This is a genomic window from Pedobacter sp. ok626, assembly GCF_900100435.1.
Lineage (GTDB): Bacteria > Bacteroidota > Bacteroidia > Sphingobacteriales > Sphingobacteriaceae > Pedobacter.
On sequence record NZ_FNEX01000002.1, the window covers coordinates 322615 to 343617 of the forward strand.

Annotated in this window: 15 protein-coding genes; 7 read left to right on the forward strand and 8 right to left on the reverse strand. The window is 42.4% G+C overall.

Features of this window, described 5'->3' with window-relative positions; all coding sequences use genetic code 11:
• Position 1: 1 nt before the first annotated feature.
• Positions 2-2074, forward strand: a complete 2073-nt coding sequence (locus BLS35_RS03565; protein WP_090777869.1) for a prenyltransferase/squalene oxidase repeat-containing protein — start codon at positions 2-4, stop codon at positions 2072-2074.
• Here the strand turns inward: BLS35_RS03565 and BLS35_RS03570 are convergent.
• Positions 2061-3242 carry a nucleotidyltransferase family protein gene (locus BLS35_RS03570; RefSeq protein ID WP_165973379.1) on the reverse strand — a complete coding sequence of 394 codons (1182 nt, stop codon included), beginning with the start codon at positions 3240-3242 and terminating at the stop codon, positions 2061-2063. The two genes, BLS35_RS03565 and BLS35_RS03570, sit on opposite strands and share 14 nt — an antisense overlap.
• Before the next feature lie 374 nt (positions 3243-3616).
• On the opposite strand from BLS35_RS03570, the gene BLS35_RS03580 reads away from it, so the two are divergent.
• Entirely contained in the window at positions 3617-3955 is a 339-nt protein-coding gene (locus tag BLS35_RS03580) for a helix-turn-helix domain-containing protein (protein ID WP_090777877.1), read from the forward strand.
• Positions 3956-3979: 24 nt separating this feature from the next.
• Here the strand turns inward: BLS35_RS03580 and purU are convergent, their stop codons facing one another.
• The 3 genes from purU to BLS35_RS03595 form a co-directional block, all read right to left on the reverse strand.
• Entirely contained in the window at positions 3980-4804 is an 825-nt protein-coding gene (gene purU / locus BLS35_RS03585) for a formyltetrahydrofolate deformylase (protein ID WP_090777879.1), read from the reverse strand.
• A gap of 67 nt (positions 4805-4871) precedes the next feature.
• Positions 4872-6008, reverse strand: coding sequence for a GDP-mannose 4,6-dehydratase (gene gmd, locus BLS35_RS03590; protein WP_090777881.1), 1137 nt, complete (start codon positions 6006-6008; stop codon positions 4872-4874).
• Between the two features lie 53 nt (positions 6009-6061).
• Positions 6062-7336 (reverse strand): nucleotide sugar dehydrogenase, encoded by a 1275-nt coding sequence (locus BLS35_RS03595; protein WP_090777882.1) that lies wholly within the window; start codon positions 7334-7336, stop codon positions 6062-6064.
• Positions 7337-7774: 438 nt separating this feature from the next.
• Here BLS35_RS03595 and BLS35_RS28320 point away from each other — a divergent pair, with 438 nt between their 5' ends.
• The 3 genes from BLS35_RS28320 to BLS35_RS03610 are packed head-to-tail and all read left to right on the forward strand — an operon-like array spanning position 7775 to position 14794.
• Entirely contained in the window at positions 7775-8986 is a 1212-nt protein-coding gene (locus BLS35_RS28320; protein WP_090778164.1) for an exosporium glycoprotein BclB-related protein, read from the forward strand.
• A gap of 31 nt (positions 8987-9017) precedes the next feature.
• A complete protein-coding gene (locus tag BLS35_RS03605) occupies positions 9018-13877 on the forward strand; it encodes an Ig-like domain-containing protein (RefSeq protein WP_090777884.1) in 4860 nt (1619 codons plus the stop codon).
• A gap of 29 nt (positions 13878-13906) precedes the next feature.
• Complete coding sequence (locus BLS35_RS03610) at positions 13907-14794, forward strand: PorP/SprF family type IX secretion system membrane protein (RefSeq protein ID WP_090777886.1); 888 nt, start codon at positions 13907-13909, stop codon at positions 14792-14794.
• 21 nt (positions 14795-14815) lie between these two features.
• On the opposite strand, the gene BLS35_RS03615 is transcribed toward BLS35_RS03610, so the two are convergent.
• A complete protein-coding gene (locus tag BLS35_RS03615; protein ID WP_090777888.1) occupies positions 14816-15808 on the reverse strand; it encodes a cyclic nucleotide-binding domain-containing protein in 993 nt (330 codons plus the stop codon).
• 130 nt (positions 15809-15938) lie between these two features.
• On the opposite strand from BLS35_RS03615, the gene BLS35_RS03620 reads away from it, so the two are divergent.
• Together BLS35_RS03620 and BLS35_RS03625 are read left to right on the forward strand one after the other, a co-directional pair.
• A complete protein-coding gene (locus BLS35_RS03620) occupies positions 15939-16487 on the forward strand; it encodes a hypothetical protein (protein WP_207909154.1) in 549 nt (182 codons plus the stop codon).
• Positions 16488-16571: 84 nt separating this feature from the next.
• A complete protein-coding gene (locus BLS35_RS03625) occupies positions 16572-16895 on the forward strand; it encodes a type IX secretion system membrane protein PorP/SprF (protein ID WP_254778635.1) in 324 nt (107 codons plus the stop codon).
• Between the two features lie 3 nt (positions 16896-16898).
• Here the strand turns inward: BLS35_RS03625 and BLS35_RS03630 are convergent, their stop codons facing one another.
• Genes BLS35_RS03630 through BLS35_RS03640 form a run of 3 tightly spaced genes read right to left on the reverse strand, consistent with a single transcriptional unit; the run spans position 16899 to position 20938 of the window.
• A complete protein-coding gene (locus BLS35_RS03630) occupies positions 16899-18620 on the reverse strand; it encodes a hypothetical protein (RefSeq protein ID WP_254778637.1) in 1722 nt (573 codons plus the stop codon).
• Positions 18610-19890: an MFS transporter gene (locus tag BLS35_RS03635; RefSeq protein WP_090777893.1), complete on the reverse strand. Its 1281-nt coding sequence runs from the start codon at positions 19888-19890 to the stop codon at positions 18610-18612. The genes BLS35_RS03630 and BLS35_RS03635 overlap by 11 nt, the downstream gene beginning before the upstream one ends.
• On the reverse strand, positions 19883-20938 hold the full coding sequence (locus BLS35_RS03640) for a glycoside hydrolase family 130 protein (RefSeq protein WP_090778168.1): 1056 nt from the start codon (positions 20936-20938) through the stop codon (positions 19883-19885). Before BLS35_RS03640 ends, BLS35_RS03635 begins: the two co-directional genes overlap by 8 nt.
• Between the last annotated feature and the right edge of the window lie 65 nt (positions 20939-21003).

A 21003-nucleotide genomic window follows, 5' to 3' on the forward strand; every position in this document is an offset into this window, starting at 1 on the left:
AATGAAACAAGTACCTGATGAATACTCGCTTTTAAAAGCGCTCGGGAATTTCTCCGCCCCCTTCCCTCAAAGCCTGGTAGCACCAGCGCAACTTGAGTTAATGAAGAAAGCAGCAGATTTTTTTCCTCCTCTGATTAGATTTGCATTAGAATGCCGCCTAAACGACGACGAACAGGTGGACCTGCAATTCTGTATTCGGAGAGACGAAGACGATCTGTATGCACTTTCTAATTGGTTTCAGAACAAGTTTACCGGGGATGAGGAACATCAGAAAATCACTCATTTCTTAAAAACCTGGGCCGATAAATCATCGGCCCATCATATACATATTCCTGAAATTTTTCTGGAACTGGATGTTCTTCCATCTGGCATCAGGGCACCATTACTTTTTTTCGAATTGCAACCTGATCTTGATGAGGCGCAACGCAGGGATTTTAGTTTATCTGTTTTAAAGGAAACATTGGGAGAAAGCCGATCTTTTTTTAAGCTTTTTGAAAGAATACTTGAAGCTTGTCCAGCCCCCGCATTCATAGCGTATCTGGGCATCTTATTTTCCAGGGATGTTGACGTACTCCGTGTAAATATCAAAAAATTATCCGCTACAGCTGTAGGCCCCTTTCTAAAAAAAATAGGTTACGCCTGGACAGGACCACAACTTGACGACTGGATATCTTTTGTATACAGTAATTCCGACAGGGTAACTTTATGCATCGACATAGGAAAGCAGGTATTTCCGAAAATAGGTTTTGAATGTTTCTGGAGCGAACAACCAGTCACAGAAACTTATTGGCGCAATTTTATAGACAAACTCAATACGCAAAACCAATACCAGCAAGATAAAATAGATGCTATTTTAAACTGGGATCAAGAGATCTTCCCTGGTCAAATTAAAGATTGGCCCGAACACTTATGGACAGCGTCTTTATCGAAAGGCCAAAACGAATTTACCTTTCTAAAGAAATGGATCTCTCATCTGAAATTATCCTATCATCCCGACCAAGGCACAGAAATAAAGGCCTACCTTGGTTATGAAAGCTTATGGAAACAGAAAGGAACCTTAGCTACTAGTCCGGAAAACGAAGCACAACAGGAGGTTAAATCTAGCCCTGACATTAAACTGGCCATCAGCAATGGGGTTGATTACCTCCTATCCAGCCAACAACCATCAGGATGGTGGAAGGATTTTTACCTGGAACCTGGAACCAGCGATGAGTGGATAACTGCTTACGTTGCCTCACATCTGGCGAATTTAAAATGTACCAAAGCCAATGAAGCCCTGGACAGAGCCTGGAAAATATTGAAAAGCCGATATAGAACAAATGAAGGTTGGGGTTATAATGCTTTGACCCCTGCAGATGCAGACAGCACGATTTGGACCTGGCATTTCCTATCAGCAATGGAATGCGCAGATAAATTCCCGGAACCTGGCTTTAAGATGATGGATAACTATGTCACTGCAGAGGGCGGTATCATCACTTATTCATTAAGTGGACCTCTCGGTCAAAACACTAGAAAAATAGATAGTCAGTGTTTTAATGGTTGGCAAATACCACATTACTGCGTAACCGCAGCATATGCATTAGCAGGTAAGCAATATGCCATTGATTACTTATTAGCTCACCAAAATCCAACAGGGTTTTGGTATAGTTACTGGTGGGCAGGCCCTGAATATGCGACAACACTTAGCGTTGAGGCTTTATTCAATAAAGACGCGGAAAAGTATATGGGTGCCATTCAACTATCCGTAGCCTGGGCTATTAATCGAGCCTCAGAAGAATTGCAAAACTCAACTCCAAATCAATTTAAAATCGCGCTTCTAATAAGAATACTATTATGTTCAGCATATAAAATCAATCATGCTCCTCTTTTAAAGACAATGGTAAACTACCTGATTCATACACAGCAATCCTCTGGATGCTGGGAGCCTAATGCGGAATTAAGATCACCAAATACAGATGATACAGATCACGAGAAAGGAGAGAACATATTAATCATAAAAGATAATAAAAAGAATTTTGGTACCATAACCATAATAGATGCATTAAATAAATATGATCAAGCTAAGGCCTCTTAGTCAAATACAAATACAGAAATCTGAGAGATTTCACAGGTATAATTAATGGAATTGTCCATGCGGGTGCCTTCGTCATGGACAAATCATTTAAATTAGGTATCAATAGCGACAAATGTGCTTTCAAGCTGAGTTTTATCTTTTCCAGAAATGATTGCTTTAAATTTACGAGCTTGATCTTTCTAAAATAAACGTTACGACCGGTCTTGATTTCAGTGGCGCTAAACAAATGGTAGGCCGGAGAAACGGTATTTAATACCGGAAGTTGAAGCCCTACTATTTCCGCTAAAGCATTCATGCCTGAATTCAGAAGCCCCGAGAAGTTGTGTAGCTTAAATTGTAAATTAATCTCCTCCCAATCCAATTGACTGGACGAAGTTTGAACCATACAAGCTAGATCAATTAAATATTTAAACTTCAACAGGGGCTCCCTAATCAAATGATGAGAGGCTACAGCTAAAAAATCATAGGTTGGGGCTAAGCCAATATGCGAGCTACCATCAATGGCAGTATAGGATTGTAAATATTCAACAAAGAAATCATGCTGATGAAATTGTCTGAAAAAATTCTCAAGCAGCCTCCATTGTAGCTCCACCCCACAAGAAATACCCATCCTGTTTTTTGGAGACTGAAAGGAGAGTTCTCTATGAAATCGCATGACGAATCCCATTTGATGTGCTGAGATATTGAATTTGGACCTATAACCATTTTCATAAAGACACTTCATTAATTGAGGCACCTCATCTCTATTTACTAAAAAATCTAAATCTGAGCTTTCCCGTAAAAGAGGCGATTTGTAATACCGTGTAGCTAGCGTAGCTCCTTTATATGGTACGGCTTTTATCCCTAATTTTTCAAATTCTATCATCAAGTGATTCTTTAAACCAGCTAGGTTTGCTGCTACCAAAGTGATCCCCATAGCATCCTTTTTTAACCTATCATGGGTTTCCTGATCTATCGTTATCTGTGATATAGTTATCACCTCGCAAATAAAGCCTCTGATATCATTAACCGAAATAAGTTTATAAAAAACATTCCAGTCAACAATCTCATTATCTAAGAAATCGCGTATGTCATCTATTTTCTGCGTCCCAAAATATAATCTGGTCAGCAGAATCACTAGTACCTGTTCATTTGTATAGGGACCTTTCAATGTATCAATATTCAGCATATTCATTTAATCAAAAATTGTTAGCAGGAATGTTTAAGCCACCGCATATCCCAATCAATTTGAAACGCCTTTTTTAGCTCCTCTGTAGAACATGGAAGATTCTCTTGTACAGATAAATCTACAAGATCTTTAAATGTTGCTGAATCAGCCAACCTGTGATTGTCCTTTTCTCTATATTTTTTTATGATTTTTAAGGCGTTTTGAACTGACACTTCTTTCTATATAACTAATATTTTTTTTATTTCAACAATGAAGGCGAACATACGAATTAATTAGTTCACATAAAGATTTGTTCTTATTAACACATTCTAATAAAACTTAATCGATTGTGTGGTTTCTACTTTAGCTTTTGAATATCTTAAGGAGAAAACGATATGAGTGACGTAAGTAAAAATATTAAGATCCTACGGAAGAGAAACGGATGGAGCCAAAGGCAAGCTGCCGAACAGTTAGAAATCTCAGTCCCCGCTTTTTCTAAAATAGAAACAGGCACTACCGACTTAAACATCTCCAGATTAAACCAAATTGCGCGTTTATTTAAAGTAACGCCAATGCAACTCCTGGCAACAGAAGAAGATCCACAAGTATTACATGCCTTAAATGTAGGACAGTTAAAAAAACAAATTGAGAAAAAAGAAGCAGAGATCATTCGCCTTCAAGACGAAATCATCCAGCTCTTCGAAAGAATCAGAACAAAGAAAAATGGCGGTTAAACACGATTTATGAAGCTGTTGTATTTACTCGAATACAACAGTTTTGTTTTTGTACACAAACACACGATCGTTCAACACCATGTGCAATGCTTTTGCCAATACAGAAGTCTCAATCTCCTTCCCAGACTTCACCATATCAGCAGCAGTAAAAGAGTGGTTTACAGGAATAATTTGCTGCGCAATAATTGGCCCTTCATCCAAATCATCCGTTACAAAATGGGCGGTCGCACCAATCAACTTCACCCCTCTTTCAAAGGCTTGCTTGTAAGGACTAGCCCCAGCAAAGGCTGGTAAAAAAGAATGATGGATGTTAATCACCTTATTGGGAAAATTGGCTACAAACTGAGGGGAAAGGATACGCATAAACTTTGCCAATACAATATAATCGGGTTGATACGTTTTGATTTTAAGGATAATATCTCGTTCTGATACCGCTTTATCTTCATGATAAGGAATCAGAAAAAACGGGACATCAAAGCGATCACAAATTTTTTGAAGCACACTATGGTTACCGATTACGCAAAGCACCGAAGCCCCCAGTGTACCGAAATTATTTCGGATCAGAATATCAGCCAGACAATGGTACTCTTTAGTCACCATCACCACAATCTTTTTATCAGGAACAGGGTTAACCCTAATCATTGCCCCTTCAGGCAAAATCTGTTGCATCTTTTGTTCCAACGGAACTTCATCAGCAATGCCATCTACTTCCAAACGCATAAAAAAGCGATCTTCGGCTTTATCCACATGCTCGCGCATAGAAATGATGTTCAGCTCTGCTTCAGATAATATTCTGGAAATGTCAGCAACCAGACCTACCCGGTCCTTGCATTGAATAATGATAATCATTAGGGTATTGCGCTAAATTAAAAAAGGCAAGATAGCAATATCCTTTAAAGATTAACAAGCCTGGCTATTATTCGAAATAATTTAGGGTTTTAAAACCACCTTCTTTTAGGTATTCGTCTTTCTTCATCAGGTGTAAATCCGATTGAATCATGTCTTGCACCAATGCAGGTAAATCATATTTAGGTTTCCAGCCCAATTTGGTATTGGCCTTAGTTGGATCGCCTAAAAGAAGATCAACTTCTGTAGGGCGGAAATATTTTTCATCCACCTGTACCACAACAGTACCAGGTTTTAAATTTGTATCATTTAGGCCTAGCTTAGCCACCATTTCCTGATCTACATCGATGATCACGCCACGTTCGTTTTCATCCTTACCACTAAATTCTACCTCAATACCCAGCTCTGCAAAACTCATTTTTACAAAGTCTCTAACCGTAGTGGTGATCCCGGTAGCAATTACGTAATCTTCAGGCTGCTCTTGTTGAAGAATCAACCACATCGCTTCGATATAATCTTTAGCATGGCCCCAATCTCTCTGTGCAGAAAGGTTACCCAGATATAAGCAATTTTGCAGTCCCAAAGCAATTTTACAAGCTGCTCTGGTAATTTTACGCGTTACAAATGTTTCCCCTCTAAGCGGACTTTCGTGATTAAACAAAATCCCGTTACAAGCATACATTTTATAAGCCTCTCTGTAGTTTACCGTAATCCAGTAACCATACATTTTGGCCACCGCATAAGGCGAACGAGGATAGAAAGGTGTAGTTTCACTCTGTGGAACGGCCTGTACCAATCCGTACAATTCAGAAGTTGAAGCCTGATAGATTTTAGTTTTCTTCTCCATACCCAAAATGCGTATGGCCTCCAATAACCTTAGAGTCCCAACACCATCCGCATTAGCAGTATATTCAGGCATTTCAAAGCTCACATGAACGTGGCTCATAGCTGCAAGGTTATAGATTTCATCCGGCTGAGTTTCCTGGATGATGCGAATTAAATTGGTCGAATCCGTCAAATCACCGTAATGCAGTTTCAACTTCACACCTTGCTCATGCTGATCCTGATACAAATGGTCAATCCTGTCTGTATTAAATGATGAAGATCTTCTTTTTAACCCATGTACAAAATATCCCTTTTTCAGCAAAAACTCTGCTAAATATGCACCATCCTGTCCAGTAATACCGGTTATTAAAGCTACTTTCATCAATATATGTTTTTTAATTTGCGGGGGTAAACATACGAAATAATTTAATTTCCCTACAACCTTGCATCAGCAAACTTGCGATCAATAAAGGATTTCGTATCAAAAATAATCGCCCCATTTTGCTTATAAGTAGCATAATCGAGGTTCAGGAATTCATCATGTGCCACAGCAATGATAATTGCCCTATAATTTTTTTCGTTTAAGTTCTGCTCCAGGGTAATGCCATACTCTTCATGCACCTCTTCGGCAATGGCCCATGGATCATACACATGAACATCCATGCCGAATTGCTGCAGTTCCGTATAAATATCAATCACCTTGGTATTTCTGACATCCGGACAATTTTCCTTAAAAGCAAAACCCAGAATAAGCGCTTTCTCTCCTTTTACAGAAGAACCATTCGCGATCAACATTTTTACAACTTTACTCGCTACAAAAACGCCCATGTTCTCGTTCACCCGTCTTCCCGACAAAATCACCTGTGGGGTATAGCCCAATGCATTTGACTTATAGGCCAGATAATACGGATCGACACCAATACAATGCCCCCCTACCAAACCCGGTTTATATTTTAAGAAGTTCCATTTCGTTCCCGCAGCAGCGATCACATCGGCCGTATCAATTTCCATTTTATCGAAAATCAAAGCCAGCTCATTTACAAAAGAGATGTTCACATCTCGCTGTGCGTTTTCTATGGCTTTAGATGCTTCAGCAACTTTTATGCTTGGTGCTTTATGTGTACCTGCGGTAATGATGCTTGAGTATAGTCCGTCAATCCAATCGGCCACTTCGGGAGTAGAACCAGAAGTTACTTTCATAATTTTGGTCAGCGTATTCACTTTATCCCCTGGATTGATCCTTTCTGGCGAATAGCCACAGTAAAAATCGATGTTATATTTCAATCCTGAATGTTGTTCCAGAACAGGCACACAATCTTCTTCTGTGCAGCCAGGGTAAACGGTCGATTCGTAGATCACGATATCTCCCTTAGACAGATATTTACCCAACATTGCCGTCGCAGCTAAAAGAGGCTTCAAATCCGGCGACTTAAACTGATCAATCGGTGTAGGTACTGTAACGATATATACATTGCAGTCTTGTAAAAGATTCACATCCGAAGAAAGTGTCAATCCCTTACCCAAAACATCCTTTAAAGCATTTAAGTCGGCCTCTTTAGTAATATCTCTATTTGCCGAAAGGTCTTTGATCCGGGTTTCATTGATATCAAAACCAAGGACTTGATATTGTTTGGCAAACTCGATAGCTAAAGGTAACCCAACGTATCCTAAACCTATGATTGCAATGTGTGGCTTTTTTGCTGCTGACATGGCCGCAAACTTACGAAATAATTTAATTCGGCGAATGTGGCCCTGATAAATGCTATGGAAAGCATAAAAATGACCTGCAAACGGCCTTGTCAGGCAAAAATATGAATAGTGGATAAGTAGGGAATGAATAGCAGTAAAATAGGGGGTTGCTTTACCCTTGCTTTAGGGTTGCTATAGGGTTGCTTTACCCTTGACTTACCCTAGGGGTAAAGCAACCCTAACGCAAGGGTAAGGCAACCCTAAAGCAACCCCCTACTCATTCCCAACTTTAGCCCTACTCATTCGCTAATCATAACGGAGCCTCCCAAGGCTGTCCTAAATGCACGACACCCGTATAATTTTTCGGATAAAGTGGTACGGAATTATAATCTTGAACTACTTCATCTGCCAGAAATTCTAGCAGATGAAGTAAATTCGAAAGAATTTTATTTAAAACACATGAAAAAAATCTTTACTTTTTTAATCTTTTCTTTAATTGCGCTCAATATTTTCGCACAAACTCCTCAAAAAATCAACTACCAGGCGGTGATCCGAAATGCAACCGGACAACCGGTACCCAATCAGGCAGTAGGAATGCGGCTTACGGTGCAGAACGGACCGGTAGGTGCTCCCATCTATACGGAGACACAAGTACCGAGCACGAATGCTTTTGGATTGGTGAACTTGCAAATTGGAACCGGAACAGTAGTAACGGGTACCTTTTCAGCCATCCCCTGGTCTACAGGCAATAAATATCTTAAAATCGAAGCAGATATCGCAGGCGGATCGGCTTACGTCACCATAGGTACAGTCGAGCTGGTAAGTGTTCCTTATGCTTTAAACGCGTCAACTTCAACCATCAGCAACGATAACCGCTGGACAGCTGCGGGCGCAAACATCCTGAACAACAATACCGGTAGTGTCGGGATCGGCGCCGGAACAGGTACTTTTCCTGCAAATGATGCAGTTTTAGACATCTGGTCGACAACCAAAGGTATATTAATTCCAAGGGTAGCTTCAGCGGCAGCAATCACTTCACCAAGTGATGGTTTACTGGTTTACCAAACCGGCGCACCTAAAGGTTTTTACTACTCAAAAACAGGTACATGGGTAAGACTAACCGATGCCAACGATGCTTCCGGCGGCTCAAATGGCGGTGCCATCATTCCTTTCTCATCAGGTATTCCTGTATCGCTGACCACCATCGCAGGCGGACTTTCAGGTACAGCGAGTTTTATCGGTTTTGGCAGCAGTGCACCCAGCCTTTCTATACTTGGTTCGACAATTGATCTGACGGGCGCAGCAGGTACACCGTTGAACTTTGCCTTTTCTATGCCAAGAAGCGGGACGATAAAAAGCATGTCTGCCTACTTTAGCACTACAGCCGCATTAGCGCTGATCGGCTCAACGGTGACCATTACTGCACAGCTTTATTCCAGTACGACCCCAGACAACAGCTTTACCGCTGTTCCAGGCGCATCGGTTACTTTAACTCCTTCGTTATCGGGTATCATTAGTATAGGTGCCGTATCTAATGGAATTACAACTGGGCTCAATATTCCGGTAACGGCACAAACACGCTTTTTATTGGTGTTCTCTTCTTCAGCTGCAGGGATTAGTCTGGTGACGACCACAGCTGGCTATGCCAGTGCCGGATTAAGTATTGAGTAAACAAGTTAAGCAGATCACTAAACATATTATTATGAGATACCTCAAAACAATTATATTGTTGTGGGTTTCGATTTTGGCTTGCCTGACAGCAAATGCTCAATCTGCGAATAGCCATACAACCAGTGCCGGGGGCGGTAGCGTATCGCTGCCCGGAGGGAACACGCTGGGTTTCACCATTGGAGAGCCTTTTATCAGCACCATCGGAACAAACCCGCAGTTCACACAGGGCTTACATCAAACCTTACTGTCTTTTTCAGTAACAGATGTGAACTCTCCAAATGTAATTACAGCTTACAAAGAAGGCGGAGTGGTTCTTGTCACGGTTACCTTTAATCAGCCTGTTCTTGTAACAGGCACACCTGAACTCGCGCTGAATAGTGGCGGAAAAGCCCTTTATACCTCAGGATCAGGAACCACCACGCTCACCTTCACTTATACCGTAGCTGCAGGAGAAAACTCCACAGATCTGGACTATAGTGCTATAGGCTCATTAACCCTGGCTGGTGGAAGTACCATTCAAAATAGTCTTGGTACAAATGCCCCCCTAACCTTACCTGTTCCGGGTGCTGCCGGCTCTTTGGCTGCAAATAAAGCCATCATAATTGATACGCAGGCACCAACGCAAACGATCGCTACTGCTGTATTTTCCAATGACGCGAATGCTTCAGGAACTTATTTTCTTACCAATACGGCTAGTCAGACTGTTTCGGGCACTTTAAGCGCCAATCTTGTGGCGGGAGAAATTGTAGAAGTATCGTTTAACAATGGTACAAGCTATGCCCCGGCAACAACCACTGTAGGTGATAATGCCTGGTCAATAGCAACAACACTAACCGCCAGCAATACCCTAAGGGTTAGAGTTGTTGACGCTTTGGGTAATACCGGAACGGAATACACAAAGGGATATGTATATGACATCGTACCTCCGACAGCAACCCTGGCTCTGGCGAGTTCTGCTTTAAAGATCGGATCAGCCCCTTTGCTGACGATTACCTTCAGCGAAGCTGCGACTAATTTTGCCAATGTTGATCTGACCATTATGAATGGTACCTTAACAACTGTCACCTCTGCTGATGGTGGAGTTACCTGGACGGCCACATTTACCCCAACCAATAACTTTACAGGCCTGGTTAACTCCATTACACTTGATAAAGAAGCTTTAACGGATCTTGCTGGAAATGCCGGAGCAGGAACATCAGCTACTGCCAATTATACAATTGACACGCAAGCACCTACCCTCTCTTCGGTAAGTATTGCATCTGACAATACAGTTCCTACACGCGCTAAAGTTGGTAACATTGCAACATTAACCTTTACGGCAAGTGAAATCGTTCAGACACCAACAGTAACCATCGCGGGTCATGCGGTTACGCCAACTGCAACAGGAAATAACTGGACTGCATCCTACACTTTTGTATCTGGTGATACAGAAGGACTGGTGGCTTACAACATCGCCTTCAGTGATCTTGCCGGCAATGCAGGTACAGCCGTTACCACAGGCACAGGATCTGTAACCTTTGATAAAACAGCTCCTACCTTAACTGCAGTAAATATTGCGTCTAACAATACTACACCTACACTGGCGAAAGTCGGAGATGTAGCTACGCTTACTTTCACATCAAGCAAAACAGTACAAACACCAACGGTAACTATCGCTGGTCATACGGTTACACCAACTGCTACGGGCAACAACTGGACTGCAGTTTATACTTTTGTATCTGGTGATACAGAAGGACAGGTTGCTTACAACATCGCCTTCAGCGATCTTACGGGTAATGTTGGTACAGCGGTTACTACAGGCACAGGATCTGTAACACTTGATAAAACTGTTCCTACCTTAACTGCAGTAAACATTGTTTCTAACAATACAGTGCCTACACTTGCTAAAGTTGCCAATACGGCTACAATTACTTTCACTGCAAGTGAGGCTTTAAAAACTCCGGTAGTTACTATCGCCGGACATGTGGTTACACCGACAGCAGCGGGCAACAACTGGACCGCAACTTATACTTTTGTATCGGGTGATGCAGAAGGTCTGGTGGCCTACAATATTGCTTTCAGTGATCTTGCCAGCAATGCCGGTACAGCCCTTACCACCGGTACAGGATCTGTAACCTTTGATAAAACAGTTCCTACCTTAAGTGCAGTGAACATTGTTTCTGACAATACAGTCCCTACGCGTGCTAAAGTTGGCAACATTGCAACGTTAACCTTTACGGCAAGTGAAACCGTTCAGACACCAACAGTGACCATCGCTGGTCATGTGGTTGTTCCAACTGCTATGGGAAACAACTGGACAGCAACCTACACTTTTGTATCTGGTGATGCAGAAGGACTGGTGGCATACAACATCGCCTTCAGTGATCTTGCCAGCAATGCAGGTACAGCCCTTACCACAGGCACCGGATCTGTAACTTTTGATAAAACGGCTCCTACCTTAACTGCAGTAAATATTGTGTCTAACAATGCAGTACCTACACTGGCGAAAGTCGGAGATGTAGCTACGCTTACTTTCACATCAAGCAAAACAGTACAAACACCAACGGTAACTATCGCTGGTCATGCGGTTACACCAACTGCTACGGGCAATAACTGGACTGCAGTTTATACTTTTGTATCTGGTGATACAGAAGGACAGGTTGCTTACGCCATTGCTTTCAGTGATCTTACGGGTAATGCTGGTACTACAGTTACGACAGGTACAGGATCTGTAACGCTTGATAAAACTGCTCCTGTAATTCCTGCAGGCTTAGCAGCAACATCTGGTGATACACAGATCATCCTTAACTGGACTGCTAACACAGAAACTGACCTTTCGAAATACAGAATTACGTATGGAATAAACCCTGCCTCACTTAGTTCAACAGTAGACGTTGCAGCAGGAGCTACAACCTATACAAACACAGGATTAACAAACGGTACCACCTATTATTACCAGATTCAGTCCCTTGACCAGGCGGGAAACATCAGTGCTGCAAGTGCTAATGTATCTGCCATTCCTAAAGCCAATCAAAGCATCACTTTCAATGCGATCGCTTTGAAAACTTATGGTGATCCAACATTCCAGCTTGGAAATGCAAATTCATCAGGAGGTCTTCCGGTAACTTATATTGCGACCGATCCTACAGTGGTTTCTATTGTTGGTAATGTGGCTACAATCCTGAAATCAGGAAATACGGTCATCACCGCAAGTCAGGCTGGAACGACCAGCTTCAATGCTGCAGCAAATGTTCAGCAGACGCTAACGGTAACTCAGAAGGTATTGACCATAACAGCCAATAATCGCGTTAAAATCTATGGTGATGCAGTTACTTTCACAGGAAATGAGTACACTTCTGTCGGCCTGTCAAATGCCGATGCGATTACTTCGGTAAGTTTTAGCAGTACTGGTGCAGCAGCAACAGCAACGGTTGCAGGTTCAACCTATCCGATTGTAGCTTCGGCAGCAACCGGTACAGGGTTAAATAACTATAGCATCACTTACCTGAACGGCGCATTGACTGTTACCAGAAAAGCTTTAACCATTACTGCGGATGCTAAAGAAAAATTCCTAGGTGCGGTAAATCCAGTGTTGACAGTGACTTACATTGGGCTTACGAACGGGGAGACCAATGCTATATTGACTATTCAGCCAACGATTACAACTACTGCGCTTACAGGCAGTCCAATCGGAGACTATCCAATCACAGCCAACGGGGCAGCGGCGGCCAACTATGCCATCAGCTATGCCACTGGCAACCTGAAAATAAAATCAGGAATACCTACAAGCATTACGCTTGCCGCAATAACCTTATATGAAAACAGTGCTTCAGGAACAAATGCAGGTACGCTAAGCAGCACCTCTGATGATCCTTCGGTTACTGCGTTTACCTATACATTGGTGGCTGGCACAGGTGATACCGACAATGCATTGTTTGCTATCGCCGGAAACAAGCTAAACACCAATGCAGTACTGGATTACGAAAGCAAAGCTGTTTACAAAGTAAGGCTGCGTTCAACTACTCAATTCGGTCAGTCGCTGGATAAAGAGTTGAGCATTACTTTAAGTGATGTGAACGAAATCCCGACACTTGCTGCCATCAGCAATCAGGCGATCTGTTTTACCACAGCAGGACAAACTGTTGCCTTAACAGGTATCAGTGCTGGCCCTGAAACGGCCCAGAGTACAGGTTTAACGGTTAGCAGCAACAACCCGAACCTCTTTGATGCCTTAGGAGTTACGGGCACTGGAGCTACGGCAACGATTGACTACCGGATTAAAGCAGGTGCCATAGCCGGAACAGCTACCGTAACAGTAACGGTGAAAGACAATGGAGGTACAGCCAATGGTGGTGTAGATACCTACAGCAGAACTTTTACCATCACAGTAAATGCTTTACCTGTTATTTCTATCAACAGTGACAAAGGCATACAGATCAGTAAAGGAGAGAAGGTATTGTTATCGGCTACCGGCGGAACCAGCTATACCTGGGCGGCCAACAGCAGCATTAATGGTGCGCTGAGTTCGGCAACGATAGAGGTAAGACCAAGGGAAACTACTACCTATACGGTAACGGCAACCAATGCAAGCGGATGTTCGGAAAGCAAGACCTTTACTTTAACAGTTCTGGAAGATTACGAGAAAGTAAAAGCGACCAATATCATGTCTCCAAATGGCGACGGGATTAATGATAAGTGGCTGATTGATAACATCGATTTTTATCCGAACAATGAGGTGAAGATCTTTGACAAGGCTGGACGTATGATGTACAGTAAAAAAGGCTATGACAACAGCTGGGATGCGACCTTAAATGGTTTACCCCTGGCGGAAGGCACTTATTACTATATCATCGACTTCGGCACCAACAGAAGGTTGTTCAAAGGTTTCATCACTATCGTAAGAAACGATTAAACCAGATTTAGCTAACATTTAAAAAACAGATGAAAATTATATCAACAACACTAGTACTGATTGCCGTTATGGCAATCGGTACTACATCAAAAGCACAGTTGAACCCTTTATCGGCGCAATATTATACCAATCAGTATTTGATCAATCCGGCATTTGCCGGAGCCGGGCAGGGTATAAAATTAAACGGTGCTTACCGCAAGCTCTGGAGCAATGTTCCGGGTTCACCTTTAACGCAGAACCTAACGGTTGATTATGGCTTTAACAAAGTTGGGCTCGGTTTAACCGTAAATAACGAGAGTGCGGGATTACAAAGGCAGACTCGTGTGGTGGGTAGTTACGCCTATCACCTGCAGTTGAACGACAACAATCACCAGTTACATTTTGGGGTATCACTGGGTTTTATGAGTCAGCGTCTGGAAAATGCCGATATCTATGGTAATCCGGCTGACCCGACCGTGGGGCAATACAACGACCGTAAGACTTACCTGGATGGTGATTTCGGAGTTGCCTATACTTCTGACAAATTTAACCTTCAGGCTGCCATTCCTAATCTGAAAAGTGTGTTAAAAAAGGATGTGATCAAGCTGGCTGATGTGGCTACTTTTTACACGGCAGCGAGTTACAAGATCGGGATCAGCGAGGGTGTAGAAGGAATGGATATAGAACCTAAAGTAGCTTATCGTGGCGTGAAAGGTTTTGACAACATCTGGGATGCGGGTGCGCAGATGAGTATTGCCAACAAGCAAGTATTTTTGCTGGGTATGTACCACAGTACAAAAAACGCAACTTTCGGTCTGGGTATGGATTATAAAAAGAGATATCTGGTAAGTGGCACTTATACTACTCAAACTTCTGCTTTGAGCAGTTATACCAATGGTAGCTTTGAATTGAACCTGAGGGTTAATTTAACAAAGTAAATCTGAGCCCCTGAGCTACACTCAGGATGACAATACAGCAGAAAGGTCTGATGATCCGACAGGATTAATCAGACCTTTTTGCTGTTTAAAATGAATTTGTGGTGTGCAGCCTACTCTCTTTTTAAATTCAGTAAAGAAGGTGCTCTTAGATGAAAAGCCTCCGTGGCGGCCCATTCCCTCCATACTATATTGCCCGGGGCTGTGCTGCACAGCAAAATGTTTAAGAATATATCTGATCCGGTATCCGTTGATAAAGCTGTTGAAATTCTCATTAAAATATTCATTCAACAGATGCGACAACTCGTGTGGCTTAATATTAAAATGGCAAGCGAGTTGATAGAGCGTTAGCTTTTTTTGCAGATAGGGCTCAAACATTTCCATGCTGATCAAAATACTCTCCCTCGACAATTGCTGATCTAACACTTTTTGATCTCTCGTCTTACTGATCATTTTTTGGAGCGTAGCATCCTTAAGATTTAAAAAAGATGCGGCAACCGACAAAGGAATGCGATTCACGTGGTTTGGAAATGCTTTCAGAAAATAAGCATATTTATCGGCCAAACTCCCCATTCGTATAAAAATGGAGCGGTAATGCGCATCTGCATAATAGGCTTCAAGAACCTGACGAAAAATTACATTCATCTCAGGGAAAATGTTGTAAAGACTATGAAAGTAGGTTGAAGACATAGCCAGTAGCCTGGAATCTTCTACAGCTACTACGTCTTCCAGACAAGGCTTATCCCCATACATGCCTTCAATTGCAGATAAAAACTCACCATCTACGGTAATGAAGCTAATGATGGTTTCATCTCTGTTGCTGATCCGACCGGTAATAATTCCAGTCATGACAAAATAAACATACTTACTCAACTCTCCTTTTCGCATCAGGTACTCATTCTTCTTAACCGAAATTTCGAAAGCATTAGTTTCAAATTCTTTATAAAGCTCCTCACTTAAAGGATGAATGGAAGACAAACGATTTAAAACTGGGCCGAGTATGGCTAGAGAAAGCATAAGCGTTAATTTATCAATATGAATATCGAATTAAGATCAAAAATAGCATAATAAATAAAACAACAGTTTAAATTGAATCATTTATTTTGAGTCAAGATAAAATAGACATAAGGAACAAAATTTATTACATTTGGGGAAAGACCAAAAAGAACCAAAAAATATGCCCCTCCCTTCTTCTACGCTCGAACGGACTGAACTTACTTTAATTTTATCCTTTCTTAAAGAAATAGGCATTGAAGTTATTGAAACCGAATTACCTGATGGTACTTTTTTACCGGGCTTAAGTCTGGGACCCAACTGCGTTTATGTAGATCATTCGCGATTGCTTTATCCCGGAGATTTGTTGCATGAGGCAGGACATCTTGCGGTTACGGCTGCCGATCAACGCAGCAAAATAGGCACAGCTGAAATAGCTACCGACTGGCCAAATGGAGGTGAAGAATTAGGCGCCATATTATGGTCATACGCTGCATCAAAACACATTGGCATTCCTGAGGAAGTCGTTTTTCACAAGAACGGATACAAGAATGAATCCGAATGGTTGATTGAGAATTTCAAGAACGGAGTTTATGTTGGGATGCCTTTTTTGGAATGGACAGGCATTGCGTTTGGAAAATCCAGAGCTGAACAAGAAAATAAACCGGGATTCCCGGCTGTACTAAAGTGGTTACGGGATTAATTCAAAACAGTAGATGGTAGCACCTATATATGTTCTTGGAACTGGCCTCTCGCATGCTGGATCAGCAGTTTTAAGCTGGCTGATGTGGCTACCTTTTACACAGCCGCCAGTTACCAGATCAACTTTAGCGATGGTGCAGAGGGTGTGGATTTAGAGCCCAAAGTGGCCTATCGTGGTGTAAAAGGCTTTGACAATATATTCGATGCTGGAGCACAACTGAGCATTGCCAATAAACAAGTAATGTTGCTGGGCATGTACCATAGTACCAAAAATGCAACTTTTGGTTTAGGTATGGATTACAAAAAAAGATACCTGGTTAGTGGTACTTACACCACTCAGACTTCTGCTTTGAGTAACTATACCAATGGTAGTTTTGAATTGAACTTAAGGGTTAATTTGAGTAAGTGATGATTATTTATAATTATAGTCTACTACTACACCATCAATCAGCATTTGCTTGTTTTTAACCTGTAGTTTTTTTCCTGCAGGTACACAAACCAATACTACGGATTGCTGAGCGGGAATCACCACTTTAGCGCCCTTAGCTAAATTGCGCGCCACAAAACGCTGCGCAACCGCATCGTAAACATCCGTCTTTCCTTTAGCACCCTTCGGTACTGTAAACAGGATGGCTTTGCCCGATTGATAAGGGTTGTAAAATAAATAAGTAGGATAGGCGTTTTGGCGATAAAAATCAGTGGCCAGCAAGTCTAGGCCAAGTATTCCTTTAACCTTAGTCTCCTTCACTATACCCCCAAAAATTCCGGCGTGCGCACTTCCATATACACTAAACTGCGATACCTCTGGATTTTTACCAGGTACCCATTTTGGCCCATCACCTTGCGCTACCGGTGCCTTTAGAGATTGATATAGCGTATCAAAAGTTGATGCTTTGGCAAAACCTTCGTAGGCAATCACCCCTTTTGTTACCCCAGCAAGATTGGGGATGGTTTGATGCGCTGTCGGCATATACTGCGGATAGAATAAACGGGAGGCATTGACTGCATTTAACATCCATTTACCTATCGCATTCGCATATTCGGTTTTATACCGAACCATCGGCACCAAGGGCCAGGCGGCATCAAAGGTATTCATTAAAAAGGCATACCCACCATGATCTACAGTACTACCCACAGTTCCTGAAATATCGAAACCATTCCAATTGCCCAGGAGAAAACCCCAACCTTCGCGACAAACAGCGGTCCCATCAAAGGTCCAGTCCAGCATTTTCCCGGTATTAAAAGTAGTCCCTTGCTCTGCATTTATCCTTGCGGCCAAATACGCACCAAAAGGCATCAACAGCTCGTAAGTAGGGTTAATTTTCTGACTTTCCAATGCCTTCATTGCGCTGATTGCGCCTTTCAAATAACGTGGATCACCAAACTTTTTATAAGCCGAATACAATATATAAGCATGTCCGGCCGCGGCATCAGGCTGTGCACAGATCTGATTCGTCATTGGCTTCATCTGCCCATAATCGAAATAAGAATAATTGTAATTGCCGTTTAGTATAGAGTCTGCTTTATAAAACTGCTCTGCTATGCTTCTGGCCATCTGTTCAAATTCAGGCTCTGCCGGGTATTTGTCGTAAATGGCATAAAACAGCACATTCGGATATACATCATACCACCAATCTCTACCGTATCCACCACCCAATAAGGCCACTTCGGGGGCGGTATTGTTCATCATAATGTTCCAGCCGTTATCCTTATTGAAGTAATTTTTGAGCATCCCCACATAATTCAATCCCTGTTTGCTCTTATCCAGCCCCACCAATGTAGCACCTAAAACGGAGCCCATATTGGCCAATGACTCATGGAACATCCCTTTGTTGTTTTGCGGTCCCTGCCTTACATCGCCAACGGCGGTATACATGCCTAGTGTGGGTTGGTTGAAATTCTTACCTGTGCTGTCCATCCAAACCATTGGCCAGTATTCGCCTTTGGCTTTAAAATCATAGATGGTCCGGTCAAAGTCTAGTGCCATGGCTCTCCAGTCTATAATCTGTAAAGGCTTAGGCAAATCTGCCATCGCAGCTACACGACCAATAGGAACTTGTTTAACCTGAGCATGGCAAAGCGCAACAATAAATAAGGAAAGGAATGTAAATCGTACGATCAGTTTAAGCTTCATAAGCATTGGGTTCTTTTAAAGGTATCAGTTCTAGTTCTTCGTTCATAATTTTCCCTTGTTTAAGGATGCCCTTGGCCACCCAGTAGGAGCTCAATTGCAATACAGCAACGATAATGATGGCATAACGCAAGGCAACTTCATTGGAGAAAGCATAGGCAAGCAGTAAAAATGTCCCGGCACCGGTTAAACGCCCGATGTATAAACCTGCTTCATGATTTAGGATGTAAGCGAACTCACTTCTATTCTCCTTTTTGGTCAAAATATCGATTACACTAAATTGGATAGGGAAATAGGCAAGATCTAACAATGGTTTGGCCAGCAACAGGAACAGCATGAATAAAATCACTCCGGTCTCGTTAAACAAAATCCCGTTCAGTAGGGCTGCGATCGTAAACAAGACCAAGCCTGTTCCAAATACATAAATTCTGTGTTCGGGTCTTGTATTACGGCCAATGATGTACATCAGTATCGCTGCGAATATTGCCCCCACGGATTGGGCTGTTCCTAATGCCCCCTCTTTACCCAACAGCAACATAATCAACATGGCTGGAGCAGTAACCAGGAAGCCTTGTACCAGGCCTTTTAATACCGCCAAAAACATCAATCTGTACCAGTAAGGATCAAACTTAAAGTAGATAAACTTCTTGTTTAAAGGGTTGCTGAACTTGCCGGTAAAGCACATGATAGATGCCCCAATGGTCACGATCAATACAATCCCTGTCACAATTTTATAGGCCAGTTTCGCATCACCTGTTCCGGCAAAGCTTTCGATAAACCAACCAATCATCACCGGAATGACTACCGCGATAATGGTATAAAAAAAGGTTTCCAGTCCGTAGTAGTAATTGCGGTTGCTGTCGTTGGTCGTGGCCAGTGCCAGAAAATCTCTATTGGCCCAGTAAAAGCCGAAAGACATACCCATCACTATACCTGCGATCGCAATTCCAGTAATATCGAGTGTTGTTAAGGACATCATGATGATCATGGAAATGCCACTTAGCACCATGCCCAGAGAATACAATACCTTAATAGGAAAGCGATTCAACAACCAGCCATTAATTAAGAAAGTTAATGGGATTCCGGTGTAAATGGTTAATTGATAAACCACCACCTTTACCGGATCGTTGGAACTGCGCATTACATAGGCCGCTACAAAAATATCAATCACCGGTAACACAATACTATAGATCAGATTGGTTAGGGTAAGCACTTTGAAATTATGCGACTGCGCCTTAAAATGCGCTATTTCGGTTTTTAATTTACTAATCATGATGATAGGTTAGGGAAGTCAGGATTTCATCAATTGAAAATTTAGCAGCACAGACAAACTCATCCGCAGCACCATAATAAATAGTCAGCTCGTCGCCATTAACCACATGGCCATTGGTAAATACCACCTGGCCGAAAAAACCGGTTAGTTCGTAATCAGCCGTTGGTACCATAATGGGTTCTGCCGACCTGGCGAGTACAATAGATGGGTCGTTGAGATCGAGTAAAAAAGCACCCAGACAGTATCTATGCTCCTTGTTAGCCCCATGATATATCTCGAGCCAGCCTTTTTCTGTTTTGATGGGCGCAGCTCCTGCCCCCACCCTTGCACTATCCCAGCTGTCCTTTCGGGTGGTAATGATGCATTTGTGCTTACCCCAATGTATGCCATCGGGCGACTCGGCAATCCAAATATAATTCCCTCCAATATCGACGCTGCTTGGACGGTGTAGCGCATAGAACTTGCCATTGATCTTTTCTTCGAAAATGGCGCAATCTTTATTGTGCGGCGGGATAATCATCCCCTCTGACTCAAAGCTCTTCCAATCTTTTGTTTTGCGTAGACCTACGCCAACTCCCTGTTCTGAAACTGCGGTATAGGTTAGGTAATAAGTTCCATCTAAAAGGGCTACCCGACAATCTTCGACGCCAAAGGCTTCCTGCCCCGTTTGACCTTGCAACAAGGGGTAGCCTTCGGGCTCATAAAAACTGATACCGTCATCGCTGCAAAGCAGTCTCAAGTGTGAGAGGGTAGTTAAATAGTCTACACCTTTATAATTGATTACTCTGGGATCTTTGGCATTCAGTTCGGGATCATTGGCCGATATTTCTATAATTTCAATTCCATCCCCTTTTAGCACTGGAAAAGAGATGATCCCATCCTGCTGTTCTGGCCTTTCGGCCACACGTACCAGTAACCAGGTTTTTCTCTGGAAGGTAAAAACACCTGGGTTTAACAGGCAGGTGATTTGCAATCCTGCTCTGCTGGGCTTCAAGTCCTTTGGTGATAGTAAAGGGTTTTGTATAAATCTCTGTGCTTGATCTTTCATTGGGGTATAATTTTGTTTTTCATTGGTAATGAAGCTATCATAAGCATCCGCATTGCTGCATATAA

Bases quoted from the DNA above. Each gene is read 5' to 3' on its own strand.
- BLS35_RS28320 (WP_090778164.1), top strand. From the start codon at position 7,775: ATGAAAAAAATCTTTACTTTTTTAATCTTTTCTTTAATTGCGCTCAAT.
- BLS35_RS03610 (WP_090777886.1), top strand. From the start codon at position 13,907: ATGAAAATTATATCAACAACACTAGTACTGATTGCCGTTATGGCAATC.
- BLS35_RS03565 (WP_090777869.1), top strand. From the start codon at position 2: ATGAAACAAGTACCTGATGAATACTCGCTTTTAAAAGCGCTCGGGAAT.
- BLS35_RS03630 (WP_254778637.1), bottom strand. From the start codon at position 18,620: ATGAAGCTTAAACTGATCGTACGATTTACATTCCTTTCCTTATTTATT.
- BLS35_RS03595 (WP_090777882.1), bottom strand. From the start codon at position 7,336: ATGTCAGCAGCAAAAAAGCCACACATTGCAATCATAGGTTTAGGATAC.
- purU (WP_090777879.1), bottom strand. From the start codon at position 4,804: ATGATTATCATTATTCAATGCAAGGACCGGGTAGGTCTGGTTGCTGAC.
- BLS35_RS03635 (WP_090777893.1), bottom strand. From the start codon at position 19,890: ATGATTAGTAAATTAAAAACCGAAATAGCGCATTTTAAGGCGCAGTCG.
- BLS35_RS03640 (WP_090778168.1), bottom strand. From the start codon at position 20,938: ATGAAAGATCAAGCACAGAGATTTATACAAAACCCTTTACTATCACCA.
- BLS35_RS03580 (WP_090777877.1), top strand. From the start codon at position 3,617: ATGAGTGACGTAAGTAAAAATATTAAGATCCTACGGAAGAGAAACGGA.
- BLS35_RS03615 (WP_090777888.1), bottom strand. From the start codon at position 15,808: ATGCTTTCTCTAGCCATACTCGGCCCAGTTTTAAATCGTTTGTCTTCC.
- BLS35_RS03570 (WP_165973379.1), bottom strand. From the start codon at position 3,242: ATGCTGAATATTGATACATTGAAAGGTCCCTATACAAATGAACAGGTA.
- gmd (WP_090777881.1), bottom strand. From the start codon at position 6,008: ATGAAAGTAGCTTTAATAACCGGTATTACTGGACAGGATGGTGCATAT.
- BLS35_RS03605 (WP_090777884.1), top strand. From the start codon at position 9,018: ATGAGATACCTCAAAACAATTATATTGTTGTGGGTTTCGATTTTGGCT.